Annotated in this window: 15 protein-coding genes and 1 pseudogene; 6 read left to right on the top strand and 10 right to left on the bottom strand. The window is 42.7% G+C overall.

Going from position 1 to position 15,046, the window contains the following annotated elements; all coding sequences use genetic code 11:
* Positions 1 to 432: 432 nt before the first annotated feature.
* From CZ434_RS12080 to CZ434_RS12070, 3 genes are all read left to right on the top strand, one after another.
* Positions 433 to 1,593: an acyl-CoA dehydrogenase family protein gene (locus CZ434_RS12080; RefSeq protein WP_095742920.1), complete on the top strand. Its 1,161-nt coding sequence runs from the start codon at positions 433 to 435 to the stop codon at positions 1,591 to 1,593.
* Positions 1,594 to 1,754: 161 nt separating this feature from the next.
* Positions 1,755 to 2,144, top strand: coding sequence for a CidA/LrgA family protein (locus CZ434_RS12075; protein WP_077623373.1), 390 nt, complete (start codon positions 1,755 to 1,757; stop codon positions 2,142 to 2,144).
* The gene (locus CZ434_RS12070; protein ID WP_077623372.1) at positions 2,122 to 2,805 is read left to right on the top strand and encodes an LrgB family protein; all 684 of its coding nucleotides are present in this window, start codon (positions 2,122 to 2,124) and stop codon (positions 2,803 to 2,805) included. The genes CZ434_RS12075 and CZ434_RS12070 overlap by 23 nt, the downstream gene beginning before the upstream one ends.
* A 37-nt stretch (positions 2,806 to 2,842) precedes the next feature.
* On the opposite strand, the gene corA is transcribed toward CZ434_RS12070, so the two are convergent.
* From corA to CZ434_RS12045, 5 genes are all read right to left on the bottom strand, one after another.
* On the bottom strand, positions 2,843 to 3,793 hold the full coding sequence (gene corA, locus CZ434_RS12065) for a magnesium/cobalt transporter CorA (protein WP_077623371.1): 951 nt from the start codon (positions 3,791 to 3,793) through the stop codon (positions 2,843 to 2,845).
* 207 nt (positions 3,794 to 4,000) lie between these two features.
* On the bottom strand, positions 4,001 to 4,156 hold the full coding sequence (locus CZ434_RS12060) for a DUF1540 domain-containing protein (RefSeq protein WP_077623370.1): 156 nt from the start codon (positions 4,154 to 4,156) through the stop codon (positions 4,001 to 4,003).
* Positions 4,157 to 4,264: 108 nt separating this feature from the next.
* Positions 4,265 to 5,380 (bottom strand): acyltransferase, encoded by a 1,116-nt coding sequence (locus CZ434_RS12055; protein ID WP_077623369.1) that lies wholly within the window; start codon positions 5,378 to 5,380, stop codon positions 4,265 to 4,267.
* Positions 5,381 to 5,649: 269 nt separating this feature from the next.
* Entirely contained in the window at positions 5,650 to 6,492 is an 843-nt protein-coding gene (locus CZ434_RS12050; protein ID WP_077623368.1) for a C40 family peptidase, read from the bottom strand.
* 322 nt (positions 6,493 to 6,814) lie between these two features.
* On the bottom strand, positions 6,815 to 8,740 hold the full coding sequence (locus CZ434_RS12045; protein WP_143262127.1) for a methyl-accepting chemotaxis protein: 1,926 nt from the start codon (positions 8,738 to 8,740) through the stop codon (positions 6,815 to 6,817).
* A 271-nt stretch (positions 8,741 to 9,011) separates the two neighbouring features.
* Here CZ434_RS12045 and CZ434_RS12040 point away from each other — a divergent pair, with 271 nt between their 5' ends.
* Positions 9,012 to 9,875 carry an SAM hydrolase/SAM-dependent halogenase family protein gene (locus tag CZ434_RS12040; protein WP_077623366.1) on the top strand — a complete coding sequence of 288 codons (864 nt, stop codon included), beginning with the start codon at positions 9,012 to 9,014 and terminating at the stop codon, positions 9,873 to 9,875.
* A 144-nt stretch (positions 9,876 to 10,019) separates the two neighbouring features.
* Here the strand turns inward: CZ434_RS12040 and CZ434_RS12035 are convergent, their stop codons facing one another.
* Complete coding sequence (locus CZ434_RS12035) at positions 10,020 to 10,907, bottom strand: AraC family transcriptional regulator (protein WP_179107259.1); 888 nt, start codon at positions 10,905 to 10,907, stop codon at positions 10,020 to 10,022.
* A 160-nt stretch (positions 10,908 to 11,067) separates the two neighbouring features.
* On the opposite strand from CZ434_RS12035, the gene CZ434_RS12030 reads away from it, so the two are divergent.
* Positions 11,068 to 11,859, top strand: coding sequence for a phytanoyl-CoA dioxygenase family protein (locus CZ434_RS12030; RefSeq protein ID WP_179107258.1), 792 nt, complete (start codon positions 11,068 to 11,070; stop codon positions 11,857 to 11,859).
* 58 nt (positions 11,860 to 11,917) lie between these two features.
* Here CZ434_RS12030 and CZ434_RS12025 read toward each other — a convergent pair whose 3' ends face one another.
* On the bottom strand, positions 11,918 to 12,190 hold the full coding sequence (locus CZ434_RS12025) for an HU family DNA-binding protein (RefSeq protein ID WP_077623362.1): 273 nt from the start codon (positions 12,188 to 12,190) through the stop codon (positions 11,918 to 11,920).
* 607 nt (positions 12,191 to 12,797) lie between these two features.
* On the opposite strand from CZ434_RS12025, the gene CZ434_RS12015 reads away from it, so the two are divergent.
* The gene (locus CZ434_RS12015; protein WP_179107258.1) at positions 12,798 to 13,589 is read left to right on the top strand and encodes a phytanoyl-CoA dioxygenase family protein; all 792 of its coding nucleotides are present in this window, start codon (positions 12,798 to 12,800) and stop codon (positions 13,587 to 13,589) included.
* Between the two features lie 58 nt (positions 13,590 to 13,647).
* On the opposite strand, the gene CZ434_RS12010 is transcribed toward CZ434_RS12015, so the two are convergent.
* From CZ434_RS12010 to CZ434_RS12000, 3 genes and pseudogenes are all read right to left on the bottom strand, one after another.
* Complete coding sequence (locus CZ434_RS12010) at positions 13,648 to 13,920, bottom strand: HU family DNA-binding protein (protein ID WP_077623362.1); 273 nt, start codon at positions 13,918 to 13,920, stop codon at positions 13,648 to 13,650.
* A 610-nt stretch (positions 13,921 to 14,530) separates the two neighbouring features.
* Entirely contained in the window at positions 14,531 to 14,695 is a 165-nt protein-coding gene (locus tag CZ434_RS22180) for a hypothetical protein (protein WP_179107257.1), read from the bottom strand.
* Between the two features lie 64 nt (positions 14,696 to 14,759).
* Positions 14,760 to 15,046 (bottom strand): annotated as a pseudogene (locus tag CZ434_RS12000) (carbon starvation CstA 5TM domain-containing protein); the annotation flags it as partial.

Below are 15,046 nucleotides of genomic sequence, written 5' to 3'. Positions count from 1 at the left end.
TCCTTGCTCCCTTTGGGACTGCGATTACTCACCCCATCGAAGATCTTTGCTGTTCCCACAGGAGTCTACGTGTTCTGCCTCCGCTGTTAGGGGCTTTCTGATTTTTGGTTGGAAATCCCCCGAGTTACACATACTTTAGGATCACTTATCACTTGAACAGATATCTATCCAAAGCGGAGGGAAAATGCGACACTCCTGGGGGAAGAGCAGCTTCCGAAGACCCCGCAGTGAGTGCATTTTGCTCGCGAGGAGGCTGAGGTGCTGCCCCCGGAAAGGGAGTATTTTTCCGCAGCGCTGGACTACCACTCAATTCGAAAAGGATGGAAGGAAGTCACACTGAAAGTTGTTTCGCACCTCAAATTTTAAAGAAAAAAAGGTTCGCGGGAGAAAGCTAACAGATCCTAAAAGTACGAGAAAGAAAGGTGAACAGGTTTGAGTAACAGCTTTACGAAAAATGAGTGCCAACAAGCATTAGTAGAGAAAATCGGCAGGCTTGCCGATGGATTTTCTGAAAGAACAGCCCGGAACGATGAAGAAGGGCTGTTTCCATTTGAAAATTTTGAAGAACTGAAAGAAGCAGATTACCTTGCATTGACCGTTCCGAAAGAACAGGGAGGACAAGGCGCCAATCTATATGACTTCCTATTGGCACAGGAACGCTTGGCACAAGGTGACGGCGCAACAGCCTTGTCGATCGGCTGGCACTTGGGAAGCATCCTGGAAATCGCGGAAAACAAAAGCTGGGATCCCACAGCATTTGAACGACTCTGCAAAAAAGTCGTCCAAGAAAAAGCACTGATCAACCGGGCCGCAACAGAACCAGCAACAGGCAGTCCAACCAGAGGTGGTATGCCGCAGACAACAGCAGTAGAAGACGGAAGCAACTGGATTTTGAACGGCCGCAAGTCCTTTACCTCAATGGCCGTTGCCCTGGACTATTCTTTGGTGACCGCCAGAATAGGTGATACAGACAAAAAGGGCGTCTTCCTTGCCGACCACAATTTGGATGGTGTCGGAGTCGAAGCGACATGGAATACCATCTCCATGCGCGGAACAAGGAGCGATGACTTGGTGCTGAATGAAGTGGTTCTGGACGAAGATGCCTTTGTAGAGGAAGAGGGAGACCAGGCCGACTATCGTTTCCCGAAAGCATGGCTTCTGCATATACCAGCCTGTTACCTGGGCATTGCCATTGCAGCCCGGAACTATGCCGTGAAGTTTGCGAGCGAGTATAAGCCGAACAGCTTGCCGGGTCCGATCAAAGAGGTGCCGGAAGTCCAACGCAAAATCGGTGAAATGGAACTGGAATTATTCAAAGCAAGACAGGTACTGTACGGTGTAGCTGCAAAATGGGTGGAAGAGCCAGAAAAACGCGCAGAACTCGGACCAGAACTGGCCGCCGTAAAGCATATCGCCACAAACAGTGCCAACAACATCGTGGATATTGCGATGAGAATTGTCGGGGCCAGAAGCTTAGGCAAAAACAATCCATTACAGCAGTACTACCGTGACGTCCGGGCCGGGCTTCACAACCCGCCGATGGATGACTCCGTGATCTCCATGCTGGCCAAACGCGCGATAGCAGAATATTGATAGAGAGAGCAGCCTGAAGGTAAGGCTGCTCTTTTGTGTGGGGTTTTTGGATGTGGCACTGTATTCTTTCGTGCTCAAGTATCCCGTTCTTTTCCCTTTAGCTTTTTCATATCGAGTTATAAAATTAATATAAATAACACAGAAAGGAAGGACGTGAAAACATGAAGAATACCATTCTATTTTTAGCCCAGCTGTTTGTTATCTGGCTTATATACATTATTTCCGATTATGCTGTCACACTCCTTCACTTACCGATTCCGGCGAGCGTGTTGGGCATTATTTTCTTATATATTTGTTTATCCAGCAAAATTATCAAACTATCATACATAGAAAAAGCGGTGGTTTTTCTGAACAATCACCTTGCCTTTTTCTTCTTGCCTTATGCGGTTGGTTTGATGAGTTACGCGGGGCTTATCAAGGCTAGTGGCTTCCAGTTGATTGGGATGATTATTTTAAGCACGCTGATTGGTCTGTTGGTAAGCTCTGGTTTGTCGCAGGCTATGACGAAGAAAGAGGAGGAGCCTCGCTATGAGCGGTCTAACTCTCTTTAACATCCTGATGACTGTCCTTGTCTATATGGGCGCCAAAAAGCTGGCTGCACGAATCCATTCCCCGTTTACGACCCCGATTTTAACAGCGACAGTTGCGGTAATTGCCATTCTGCTTTTGATGGATGTCAATTACAGTCAATATGAACATGCGAAGGCATGGATGACTTATATGCTTGGTCCGGCAACGGTTGCTTTGGCAGTACCCATGTACAAAAACAGGGTGCTGATCAAGGAGAATTTGCGGAACATAGGGGCAGGATTGGTGGCAGGCAGTATTTCGACGATTGTGTCTGCTGTCTTGATAGCCAAACTGTTCCACCTGTCAGATGAAATCCAAGCTGCTGCAGCAGTAAAGGCAATTACGACCCCAGTTGCTGTCGATACGGTAAGGATCATTGGCGGGGATCCATCGCTTGCCGCTGTGTTCGTCATCACAGCAGGCATTTTCGGGGCTGCTTTCGGACCTTCCATCCTTACCATATGCAGAATTTCAGACCCAGTTTCGCGTGGCTTGGCAATCGGCACTGTTTCCCATGGAATCGGAACGAGCGAAATAGTCAACGAAGGCTCGATCCAGGGAGGGGTCTCAAGTATCGCAATGAGTCTGGCAGCAATTTTTACATCCATCATCCTGCCGTGGATTTACCCGTTTATTTCATAAAAAAACGAGCGTGCAATTGCATGCTCGTTTTTTCGGTTCACCCGAACCAGCCTTTTCGCTTGAACCAGAAAATCATCGCAGCTGTCATCAGTGCCATGATGATCAGGACGACAAAGTAGCCATTTTCCGTTTCCAATTCCGGCATGTTGACGAAGTTCATTCCATAAATTCCGGCGATAAAAGTTAATGGTGCGAAGATGGAAGTGATCACCGTCAACACTTGAATAACTTTATTTTGCTGGTAGGAGTTCAAAGAAATAAAGTTGTCCCGGATGTCATTTGTGACTTCCCGGTTGGATGCGACCATTTCAGAGAGTTTAATCAAATGGTCATAAATATCAGCAAAGTACTCGCGCCGCTCTCTGATGCCCTCAAGATGGTGGGAGCTCAACATCCTGTAAAACAAATCACGGATCGGATTGATGGTATGCCGCATCCGGAGTAAGTCATGCCGTAAATCGAACAGGTTGTCCAGCAAAACATCCATCGGTTTTTCGTCCGGATTTTCCTCGACTTCATTTATGGCATCTTCCAAACTGTATAAAATCGGGAAGAAATTATCGACGACCTTATCAAGGATTTCATAAAAGACGCGATACTCATCCCAGCCTTCCAAATTCTCTACTTTTAAAAGTCTTTCCCATACTTGGGAAATTTCCTTCGATTTAATTTTGTGGAAGGTCACCACAAAGTTATCGCCGAGAAAAAAGTCGATTTCACGTTGCTCGAATGTTTCTGCATTCAGGGAGTGGGTGACATAAAAAGAAAAATTATCATAATAATCCAGCTTGGGTCTCTGCAGGCTGTGAATGCAGTCTTCGATGGCAAGCGGGTGGAAGTTAAGTGTCACATCGAGCTCTTTGACTTCCTCCTCTGTCGGCTCGCTAAAATCGAGCCACCACCATTGATGCTTGGAAAAGTCGACTTCTTTGATAGGGATATCGGTGAGTTTTTGATTGTCTTCTGTAATAGCCATTACTTGAATCATAGCGGGTACTCCTTTAAAGCTAAATTGTCCACCTACAGTTATTTACCCGAAAATGCAGTCAGCAATCAGGGGAAATAAATATAAAGAATTTATACCCTAAAAGAGCGATGATATAACAGGAAGATTTTCATGAAGAAAGGTTAATGGGGATGAATCAGGACCCGCCTTGAGAGAGGGGAGAGGCGGGTCCCTTTCAAGAAGATGCCCCTAGTGTTGCGGCTCAAATGTTTGGCAGTCTGTTTCTTTTTGGTCTGATGCATCTTTACCAGCGTGACTTACTACATAAATCGCATCTGCAGAACACTTATTTCCTTCTGCCCAATGTACACAGTTCTTAACCTCGCATAGCACGTCCTGAGCCATCAACTGACACCTCCTGTACATATAGAGTTCCAAAAATGGTGAATAACATGCATGTAAAAAGGAAGTACTAAAGTAAAAGAAAACCCACTCCCTAGTAGGGAATGGGCTTTAAGCTGTGAGACTTCTTTCCACTTTTTCTTCTTTGTTTGCTGCTTTTGGCTTTTTCTTGGCAGCTGCTACCGTGACGATATATTGGCCAAACGGCAATTTATGAATAATCTTTACTACTATAATAGAAGTAACAAGTGTGATAGCAAATGTTAGTGGAATCCATCTTGTTCGATCGAGCAACACTGGTGCCAGATCCCTGATTATATATATAATCAGTGGATGGACAAGATAGACGCCCATGGAAAGATTTCCTAACTGTACAATATAGCTCCTTAATTTTCCCCATCGTTCCATCAAGAAATAAAGCCCTGTGCCAGATACGAATAAAATAGGCAGATTGAACATATTTGTTATCCTGGTTGATGAGTAAAAACCAAACGTGCTGTATTCATATATTGTAAAGATTGTTACAATCACGCCGAGCATCACACTGAATGTCGCATTCTTTTTGATCCACAATACTAGTGGTGACCAGAAGTGAACCATCAATCCTCCGAATACGAAATAAAATAACCAGTAAAAGATAGAGGCTCTGTCTTTAAAGAAACTGTTTATCAAGCCGCTGCCTATTTCGAAAGGCTGCTCCATAAAAAAGTAGTTAAGGAAAAATGCAATTAAAGTGAGAGTAATTAAACTCTTTTTCGACTTAGCTAATTGCAAAATAGGAAATAAGATATAAAACTGTACAACTACAATGATGAAATATAGATGATAATAGCTGTCACCGACTAAGAAAGAATATAAAAAATCTTTAGTACTTACTCCATTTTCTGTCCAGGGAAAGGAATAAGAACGGACAAATAAATAAACAAAACTCCAAATGATGAAAGGAACGACAATTTTTGTAAAACGTGAACTAATAAACCTTTTTAAGGTGAACCCCCTGTTAATGGCTTGGTTATAAAGCAGGAAACCACTCAATATAGCAAAAGCAGGAGTCCCAAATCTAGCGAGTTGATTTAAAGAGAGGGTTGCCCAGTTAAAGCTTGACCCATTAAGTGTATAATGACTTGCTGTTATGTGAACCATCACAACACACAAACAAGCGATGGCACGGATGAAATTCATTTCATAGAAATATTTTTTACCACTGGAAACAGGTGTCTTTTCCATTTGTTTCCCCCTTCAAATTGGATTGTCAACTTTTCGACAACATACAACTTAGAAAGTCTACAATAGTCGACAAATTTTGTCCAGAAGTTTTTAGGGAAATGGAAAATTTTTTATAAAAAAGATGTTTACCTATCCACAAAGCGGGTATACATAGAGTAATTCCGACTCTTATTCCCTTTAAATGAGGAACACAGGGCAGCCCACACAGGGTTCGAGACATAAAAAAACAGACCGGAACCCCCTATTCCGATCTGTTCTTCAAAATTCAATTATAAACGTCCATATCCAGCGAAGTGGCTGCTCCAGTAGTTGCTGCTTAGGCTTGCAACTTCTACGCCTCTTGAGCCGGCATGTACGAATTGGTTATTTCCTGCATAAATACCCATGTGAGAAATACCAGCTTTATAGGTATTTTTGAAGAAAACCAAGTCTCCTGGTTGTGGGCTGCTCAACTTTGTAGATTGATTGTAATATCCAGCGGCATTTGTACGGGATACGTTGCTGCCAGAATGATTCAATACATAATAGATGAATCCAGAGCAGTCAAAACCGCTTGGTGTTGTACCACCCCATGCATATGGAGTACCTACATGTTTTTTCGCTTCGTTGACAACGGCACTTCCGCTGGAAACAGTTGAAGATTTAACTTCTTTGCTTGGTGCAGAGCTTGAACTTGAGCTTGAGCTAGAGCTGGAAGATGATCCGTTAATGTTAAGAACTTGTCCGACAAGAATTAGATCACTTGATAAACCGTTCCAACTTTTTAATTGGGATACAGATACGCCGTGTGCACGTCCGATGTGCCATAGGGTATCGCCTGATTTTACTTTATAAGTAGTAGAATTAGATGATGTAGATGTAGTAGATGATGATGTGCTGGATTGTGAGCTGTTATTATCAGTTTGTATAGTTTGTCCTGGATAGATTAAGTGGCCTGAAATATTGTTGATAGATTGTAAGCTAGATACTGATGTACTGTATTTTTGCGAAATTCCCCAAAGGGTGTCCCCTGATTTAACTGTATAAGAGGCAGCTTCCACGTTTGTTGTAAAAGCAGATGCGATAGCGACAGATGCAGCGACAGATAGTATTGCCTTTTTAGTCTTTCTCATTTTCTTCTTTCTCCACTCCCTGTATGTAATAGAAAAAACTTCCTAAATTGTTAACTGCGTCTACTATAGCATGGATTCTACAAAATAATAGTCTTGTAATCTATTTGTAAAGAAACTTCAAAGAAGATGTCATGAAAAGTCGAACTATATCCCTATTTAGGCAATTTGCAATAGAGAATTGTGAAAGAAATTGAATGTATGTAACAATACTACTACTTATAAATAGGAATCTTGTACGCCTTATTAAAGTATTCTATTGATAGATAAAAAAACTCGCCACAAAAAATGACGAGTTATTGAGTAAATGTGCCCCTCGGCGCTTTTATAACTTAAATCTTCTTACCTGGCCTGTCAGATTTTCTGCTAATTCAGTTAGTCCATTTGCATTTCGTGCAATTTCCTCCATGGAACTGCTTGATTGCTGAGCTGAAGCTGCCGTTTGTTCTACACCCGCTGCCGATTCTTCGGTGACGGCAGTAACTTCTTCAATTGTTATCTTCATTTTATCGCTGTTTTTGGTGATATCCTCCAGGCTGTTAGATATTTTTTTTATTTTTTCTGCCATTTCATTTAAGGCGTCATTCATGGTTGTAAAGTTGGAACCCGTAGCTTCCATTTGCTTAGTTCCTTCTTTGACCTCGTTATATCCATGGGTAAGCGTCTCTACCATACTACCCGTTTCTGCCTGAACGTTAGTCACAATTTGGGTGATATCCTGAACAGAATCTGAAACTTTTTCCGCCAGTTTACGGACCTCATCTGCGACAACAGAAAAACCACTACCGTGTTCTTTTGCTCTGGCAGCCTCAATTGCTGCATTGAGCGATAGTAAGTTAGTCTGTTCTGCTATATCTTTGATAACCAATATAAGTTTGGATATTTCTTGAGATTGCTTTTCCAAACTTTGAACTTTTCTAATAGATTCTTTCACTGTTTGATCGATCATGTGCATTTGTGAAACGGATCTTTGCATTAATTCACTGCCCGCATTAATCATTTTTAACACTTCGGTTGAGCGGTTATCAATTTCATTCCCGTTATCATTGATTTGCTGCATTCTGACTGTGAAATCCTCCATCACTGTGTATAAATTAGTGGAATTGGCAGCCTGGACTTCGGTACCCGATGATAATTCCTGCATTGTAGAAGCAATTTGTTCACTTCCTTGTCTTACTTCATTTGCAGATTGCGTTAATTCATTACTATGGGTGGAAACATCTACAGCCGCACTCAATACATTCTGGATAGTTTCCTTTAATTTATCTTTCATGGAATTTATCGAATCCGCTAACTGTTTTATTTCATCTCTCCCTTTGTAATCAATTGGTGTACCTTGTAAGTTGCCATTTGCGATTTGATTCATTTCATCTGCTACTCGCGTGAGTGGAGAGGAAATGGTTCTACTGAAAAAGATAGATATCGATACAACAAGAACTAATGTTAAACCCATAATAGTTAAAGTGATCCATTTATTTTCATCTATTAAACTATTAATGCTGGATATATCCTGTTTAAGTTGAATTAAGCCAATTGTCTCTGATTGTGTAGGCTCAAGCATCGGTATATATGTATGTAAAAAACCGTTTTGTTCGTCTGTTACTGTTTTGCCTGTCAGAACTGCATCAAGCTCTTTTCCTGAAATACTTTCCCTGTTATCAGTTTCTGTGGTAATTAAGGCTTCACCTTTGTCGTTATACAAGTTAATTGAAACACCTTGAAAACTATTTTTGATGCTCTGTAGAAAGGTATCATCAATTCCTGTTTGTAGCGTTCCAATTATCTCTCCATTCGATTTAATAGGTAGGAAGGCCCGGATATTTAAACCAGATGTGCCAAACGAAAAACCAGCAATCTTTTCTCCATTTAATGCTGACTGGATTGCCGGTTTCTCGCTTTTATCGTCACCGTATTTGGAAGGATTATGAGCTCTGAACAATACCTTTCCATTTACATCTCCAAATTCAAAAATCTCAAAATGATGTTCTGTCTGAAGTCTTTTAAAAAGTTTTTCTGTAACTTCAGCCATTTCTTGCGGGTCCCCTGATTTAAAAGCCTCTATGAGTGTTTCATCTGAAGCATATGTATTGGAAATTCTTAAAAGTTCTTGTGAAGCATTATTAAACTGACTTGTAACGGAATCTTCAATTGTCTTCTGTTGAGCATAAGTTAACTCCGAATAACCTTTATTATTAATAAGTAGATTAGCTGAAGATACAGCAATGATAGGTATAATGGCAACTAAAAACATGATGGATAATATTTTTCTGTTTAGTGTCTTCGTTAACAACTTAATAACACTCCTTTGTTCTAAATGCTTAAGTATATAGATCAAAATGACGAGTTTTTTGCTCACCTCCAACTTTCAGTTCTCTCATCATACTATAAAAATGTAAATAAAAAATTGAATTAACAGAAACTTTACATTATAGAATGAGCCAGCTAAGAATTTTTCCCGTCCTAATCGGAAGCATGTTATAATTCTTTTAACCATGGAATGGTGAGAAGAAAGGGAGGATACAATGATCAATCCTTTGGTTCTGCAATCAGATTTCGGTATCAGCGATGGAGCCGTAAGTGCTATGTACGGGGTGGCCAACACGGTGGACCCATCGCTCCGCATTTATGACATCACCCATGATATTCCGCCTTTCAATATATGGGAGGGGTCTTACCGTCTTCTGCAGACCATCTCTTACTGGCCGGAACAGACCGTTTTTGTTTCGGTAGTTGATCCAGGGGTAGGTTCAGAACGGAGAAGCATCGCGGTAAGGACAAATGATGACAAGTTTATCATCACTCCTGATAACGGGACATTGACCCATGTTACCCATTTCAAGGGCATCAAAGAGGTGCGGATTATTGATGAAACGGTAAACAGGCTTCCGAACTCAGGGGAGTCCTATACTTTTCACGGCCGTGATATATATGCCTATACAGGGGCGAGACTTGCTTCGGGCGTTATTTCCTTTGAGGAAATAGGGCCAGAGGTACCGGTCACTTCCCTAGAGACCCTGCCATTATCAGAACCTACTAGTGGAGAAGAAAAGGTCTCAGGTATCATCGAGATTCTGGATGTCCGGTTTGGCAACCTTTGGACGAACATCCCGCGTACCCTCATTAAAGAAGCTGGAATCGAATATGGCGATAAACTGGAAGTGACGATTGAAAAAGGGCAGACACGCAAGTTGTTCAAAAACCTGATGATATTCGGGCGCTCCTTCGCAGACAGCCTTGTCGGCGAACCACTTGTATATGTCAATTCACTTGATAACTTAGGAATTGCCATCAACCAAGGCTCTTTTGCCAACGCCCATAATATCGGCAGCGGGCATGAATGGAACGTGACGATCCAGAAGCTGGCAGATGGCCGTGAAAAAGGTTAAGCGAATATCATTTAATCATTCACTTATCCATGGGTCAGCTTTTATAAAAAATAAGTGCGAAAAGACTGTCTGAATGGTATCAATGCTACCATTCAGACAGTCTTTTTTTGAAGTTCTATCAGTTGGAGCGACGTGATCGATAGTCTAATTCGAACGGTATTTCTTCGGGGTTGTTCCGGTATGCTTTTTGAAGACACGGTTGAAATGGCTGAGATCATTGAAGCCGCAATCGAGGGCTACTGCTGATATTTTTTTATCTTGATTGCCGCGAAGTGTGCTGCAGGCTTGTTCAATCTGCAGGGAATGCTTGTAATCGATCAAAGTCCGGCCGGTATGCTGCTTGAATTTGGCTGTCAGGGAAGAGACACTCATGCCGAAAATCTGGCTTAGCTGAACAAGAGAAACCGGCTGGTTGCGGTGCTCTTTTAAAAACAGGGAAATCGAATCAATCACTTGTTCATCACTCCACCGTGCAGTTTGCTGCCACTGCGCTTCCGCGTAATAGCGGCTCAAAAGGATGAGCGTTTCAATCATCCTTGTCTTGATAATGATCTGGAACCCGTCTTCTTGTGTTTGATATTCCTCATAAATTGTATCTAGCTGGTGTTTGATTTGCTGTTGCTGGGCAGAGACAAGCGGCAGATAAGGAGCATTGGCAGAACTTTTCCGTAAAAAGGGGATCAGGTAAAAAAAGTTGTTGAGGTATGGCCGTGAATTCAGCAGGGATAATTCCTCATGGATGAATTCTTTACTAAACAAGACATTGTAGACCACCGTGTTCTGTCTATGCGAAGCAGAGTACTGATGAGAGACATCAGGCTCAAGGAAAAAGACATTGCCTGGTTCCAATTGGTAAATTTGCTCCTCAATCTGATGGACAGCGTCACCTTGAAGAACATACACCAACTCGAAAAAGTCATGTGTATGGGTGGCGACATTAACGGTTTTCTCAATGACAAACCGGTCCATATGAAAAGGGAACAACGATTTTTGGAAAAACTGTTCGCCATGAAATACACGCCGATTTTTCATTCTTTCCTCCATCTGAAATTTTTACTAACATTATACTATTTTGTAAGCGTTTTCTAAACAGTTGGCAAATCGACTTATAGTCTTGGCAGATGTTCCAAGTTTTTTGAAACCTGATCCTTTAAACTTTTCCATAAATACACTAGTAAAGGAGAGGATGGTATTGTTTCGTGATTCCAGGATCAATCTAACAGATGAGCAAGTATCAAGTTACAAGGAAAACGGCTTTGTGCAAATCGATAATGTACTAAATAGGGAGGAATTAGAAGAGCTGCGAACATGCATGGAGGAAGTGATGAACAATCATGGGGGAAAATCAATCCAGACAAGTGAGGACAAAGCTGCTTATTACAAAGTGCTTAACCAGAGGGTCAACACGTGGCGGGACCATGGTGGCATGGCGCGCTTCGTGCTTTCTGAACGGCTGGCCGGCATGGCTGATCAATTGATCGGCAACAAGGGAGTGCGGTTGTTCCACGACCATGCGCTGTTGAAAATGCCTCATGATTCGAAAGAAACCCCGTGGCATCAAGACTTTCCATATTGGCCGATGAAGAAGCCGGGTGCTCTTTCCATTTGGCTGACACTGGACGATGTCGATGAAAAAAACGGCTGTATGCAGTTTATGCCAAAGACGCATCAATTGAACAAACTGAAAGCAGTCAGCCTGGTTGGCGGCCATGATATTTTTGAAGAAGCCGAGAATAACGGTGCTAGATTTGATAAGTCTCAAGCGGTAACGGTGCCGATGAAAGCAGGCAGCTGTACATTCCATGATGGATTGACCTTCCATGCAGCCTTTGCCAACCAGACCGATAAACCCCGTAGAGTGCTTGCGATCATTTACATGCCGGATGGAACGACATTCAATGGAAAGCCCCATATCACGGTCGATGATCTATCCTTGCAACAAGGGAAGCCACTGGCTGGCGGCAGGTTTCCGAAGCTATATTGAGTTACCGGAAGGAAAGAAAAGAGCCAACACTATTTCAGTGCTGGCTCTCCATGATTACTTATTTTACTGCGTCTTTCAACGCTTTTCCTGGTTTGAATGCAGGAACTTTACTTGCAGGGATTTCCATTTCTTCGCCTGTTTGCGGGTTGCGTCCTTTACGAGCTGAACGTTCGCGTACTTCGAAGTTACCGAAACCGATCAATTGTACACCCTCACCATTGGAAAGAGATTCTGTAATAGTTTCAAGAACAGAGTCTACCACTTTTGTAGAATCTTTTTTAGACAATTCAGCGCGTTCTGTAACTGCATTGATTAAATCTGTTTTATTCATTTTAAAAACTCCTTTTATGTAAAGTACATACTGTTATATTTTTATCATACAAGACCAGGTTAATCAAGTCAGAGCTTAATTTCAAGCGTTTTATAAGTGAATTAAGTTGAAAAAGATGATAGATTTCTGGGTTGAAGGTAGTTTTGAGAAGAGCGAGTCATGTGTTGGGGAGCCTTGGCTGTGCCATTAGGGGGGAGGGGGATTTCCCCGAAGACCCCATAAACGTTCCAAACCCCTGTTAATCTCCCCATTTTTGCAGGTATTCTCCCCGATTACGAAGCTAATCTCCCCGACAGTTGAGGNTTGAAGAACATACACCAACTCGAAAAAGTCATGTGTATGGGTGGCGACATTAACGGTTTTCTCAATGACAAACCGGTCCATATGAAAAGGGAACAACGATTTTTGGAAAAACTGTTCGCCATGAAATACACGCCGATTTTTCATTCTTTCCTCCATCTGAAATTTTTACTAACATTATACTATTTTGTAAGCGTTTTCTAAACAGTTGGCAAATCGACTTATAGTCTTGGCAGATGTTCCAAGTTTTTTGAAACCTGATCCTTTAAACTTTTCCATAAATACACTAGTAAAGGAGAGGATGGTATTGTTTCGTGATTCCAGGATCAATCTAACAGATGAGCAAGTATCAAGTTACAAGGAAAACGGCTTTGTGCAAATCGATAATGTACTAAATAGGGAGGAATTAGAAGAGCTGCGAACATGCATGGAGGAAGTGATGAACAATCATGGGGGAAAATCAATCCAGACAAGTGAGGACAAAGCTGCTTATTACAAAGTGCTTAACCAGAGGGTCAACACGTGGCGGGACCATGGTGGCATGGCGCGCTTCGTGCTTTCTGAACGGCTGGCCGGCATGGCTGATCAATTGATCGGCAACAAGGGAGTGCGGTTGTTCCACGACCATGCGCTGTTGAAAATGCCTCATGATTCGAAAGAAACCCCGTGGCATCAAGACTTTCCATATTGGCCGATGAAGAAGCCGGGTGCTCTTTCCATTTGGCTGACACTGGACGATGTCGATGAAAAAAACGGCTGTATGCAGTTTATGCCAAAGACGCATCAATTGAACAAACTGAAAGCAGTCAGCCTGGTTGGCGGCCATGATATTTTTGAAGAAGCCGAGAATAACGGTGCTAGATTTGATAAGTCTCAAGCGGTAACGGTGCCGATGAAAGCAGGCAGCTGTACATTCCATGATGGATTGACCTTCCATGCAGCCTTTGCCAACCAGACCGATAAACCCCGTAGAGTGCTTGCGATCATTTACATGCCGGATGGAACGACATTCAATGGAAAGCCCCATATCACGGTCGATGATCTATCCTTGCAACAAGGGAAGCCACTGGCTGGCGGCAGGTTTCCGAAGCTATATTGAGTTACCGGAAGGAAAGAAAAGAGCCAACACTATTTCAGTGCTGGCTCTCCATGATTACTTATTTTACTGCGTCTTTCAACGCTTTTCCTGGTTTGAATGCAGGAACTTTACTTGCAGGGATTTCCATTTCTTCGCCTGTTTGCGGGTTGCGTCCTTTACGAGCTGAACGTTCGCGTACTTCGAAGTTACCGAAACCGATCAATTGTACACCCTCACCATTGGAAAGAGATTCTGTAATAGTTTCAAGAACAGAGTCTACCACTTTTGTAGAATCTTTTTTAGACAATTCAGCGCGTTCTGTAACTGCATTGATTAAATCTGTTTTATTCATTTTAAAAACTCCTTTTATGTAAAGTACATACTGTTATATTTTTATCATACAAGACCAGGTTAATCAAGTCAGAGCTTAATTTCAAGCGTTTTATAAGTGAATTAAGTTGAAAAAGATGATAGATTTCTGGGTTGAAGGTAGTTTTGAGAAGAGCGAGTCATGTGTTGGGGAGCCTTGGCTGTGCCATTAGGGGGGAGGGGGATTTCCCCGAAGACCCCATAAACGTTCCAAACCCCTGTTAATCTCCCCATTTTTGCAGGTATTCTCCCCGATTACGAAGCTAATCTCCCCGACAGTTGAGGTAATCGCCCGGAAAGTGCAAAAAATCTCCCCAACCAGCCCACGCACCGTCCGAGTGCTGCTTGCAGTAATAAATTGGTGTGCCTTTGCTGTAAAAATACTAGTTAATTTCCCCAAGAGCCAACTAAACGTTCCAAACCCCTGTTAATTTCCCCGTTTTTGCCGGTATTCTCCCCGATTACGAAGCTAATCTCCCCGACAGTTGAGATAATCGCCCGGAAAGTGCAAAAAATCTCCCCAACCAGCCCACGCACCGTCCGAGTGCTGCTTGCAGTAATAAATTGGTGTGCCTTTGCTGTAAAAATACTAGTTAATTTCCCCAAGAGCCAACTAAACGTTCCAAACCCCTGTTAATTTCCCCGATTTCAGTCATATTCTCCCCAACTAAGTCATTAATCTCCCCGTCTCCTGCTATAATCTCCCCAAAAGCCGAGATAATCTCCCCGAACCGGCCCAGGCCCACCCCCTCACGCACCAACACCTCCACGCACCGCTGCACCAACAAAAAAAGCTGCCGATACCCTCGGCAGCCCAAACTACTATGCAGTTTTCTCATCATCCACTTCCACATCGGAAACCAGCGGCACTGCCAAGTTACTCTTCGCCTTCATGGCGAACAGGATAATCACTACAATCGTCGCTGCTACACCGCCGGTAACCGATGCCTGCCTCGACAGGCCGAAACCGATTTCGGCATTAAGAATATAAGTGATCGTCACCGCGGTCATGAAGATGGCCGGGATGGTGGCGATCCAGTGTGGTTTACGGTTTACGATGAGATACATCGAACCGATCCATAATGCCAGCATGGCGGTGGACTGGTTTG

Origin of the sequence: Sediminibacillus massiliensis (assembly GCF_900156915.1) — a bacterium.
Classification (GTDB): domain Bacteria; phylum Bacillota; class Bacilli; order Bacillales; family Amphibacillaceae; genus Sediminibacillus_A; species Sediminibacillus_A massiliensis.
Note: the sequence above shows the minus strand (reverse complement) of the source record. Positions and strands in the feature narration are given on the sequence as shown.

Excerpts from the sequence above, each read along its gene's own strand:
- CZ434_RS12035 (WP_179107259.1), bottom strand. The coding sequence starts at position 10,907 with ATGAAAAATCGGCGTGTATTTCATGGCGAACAGTTTTTCCAAAAATCG.
- CZ434_RS12070 (WP_077623372.1), top strand. The coding sequence starts at position 2,122 with ATGAGCGGTCTAACTCTCTTTAACATCCTGATGACTGTCCTTGTCTAT.
- CZ434_RS12075 (WP_077623373.1), top strand. The coding sequence starts at position 1,755 with ATGAAGAATACCATTCTATTTTTAGCCCAGCTGTTTGTTATCTGGCTT.
- CZ434_RS12025 (WP_077623362.1), bottom strand. The coding sequence starts at position 12,190 with ATGAATAAAACAGATTTAATCAATGCAGTTACAGAACGCGCTGAATTG.
- CZ434_RS12060 (WP_077623370.1), bottom strand. The coding sequence starts at position 4,156 with ATGGCTCAGGACGTGCTATGCGAGGTTAAGAACTGTGTACATTGGGCA.
- corA (WP_077623371.1), bottom strand. The coding sequence starts at position 3,793 with ATGATTCAAGTAATGGCTATTACAGAAGACAATCAAAAACTCACCGAT.
- CZ434_RS12055 (WP_077623369.1), bottom strand. The coding sequence starts at position 5,380 with ATGGAAAAGACACCTGTTTCCAGTGGTAAAAAATATTTCTATGAAATG.
- CZ434_RS12050 (WP_077623368.1), bottom strand. The coding sequence starts at position 6,492 with ATGAGAAAGACTAAAAAGGCAATACTATCTGTCGCTGCATCTGTCGCT.
- CZ434_RS12045 (WP_143262127.1), bottom strand. The coding sequence starts at position 8,740 with ATGTTTTTAGTTGCCATTATACCTATCATTGCTGTATCTTCAGCTAAT.
- CZ434_RS12040 (WP_077623366.1), top strand. The coding sequence starts at position 9,012 with ATGATCAATCCTTTGGTTCTGCAATCAGATTTCGGTATCAGCGATGGA.
- CZ434_RS12010 (WP_077623362.1), bottom strand. The coding sequence starts at position 13,920 with ATGAATAAAACAGATTTAATCAATGCAGTTACAGAACGCGCTGAATTG.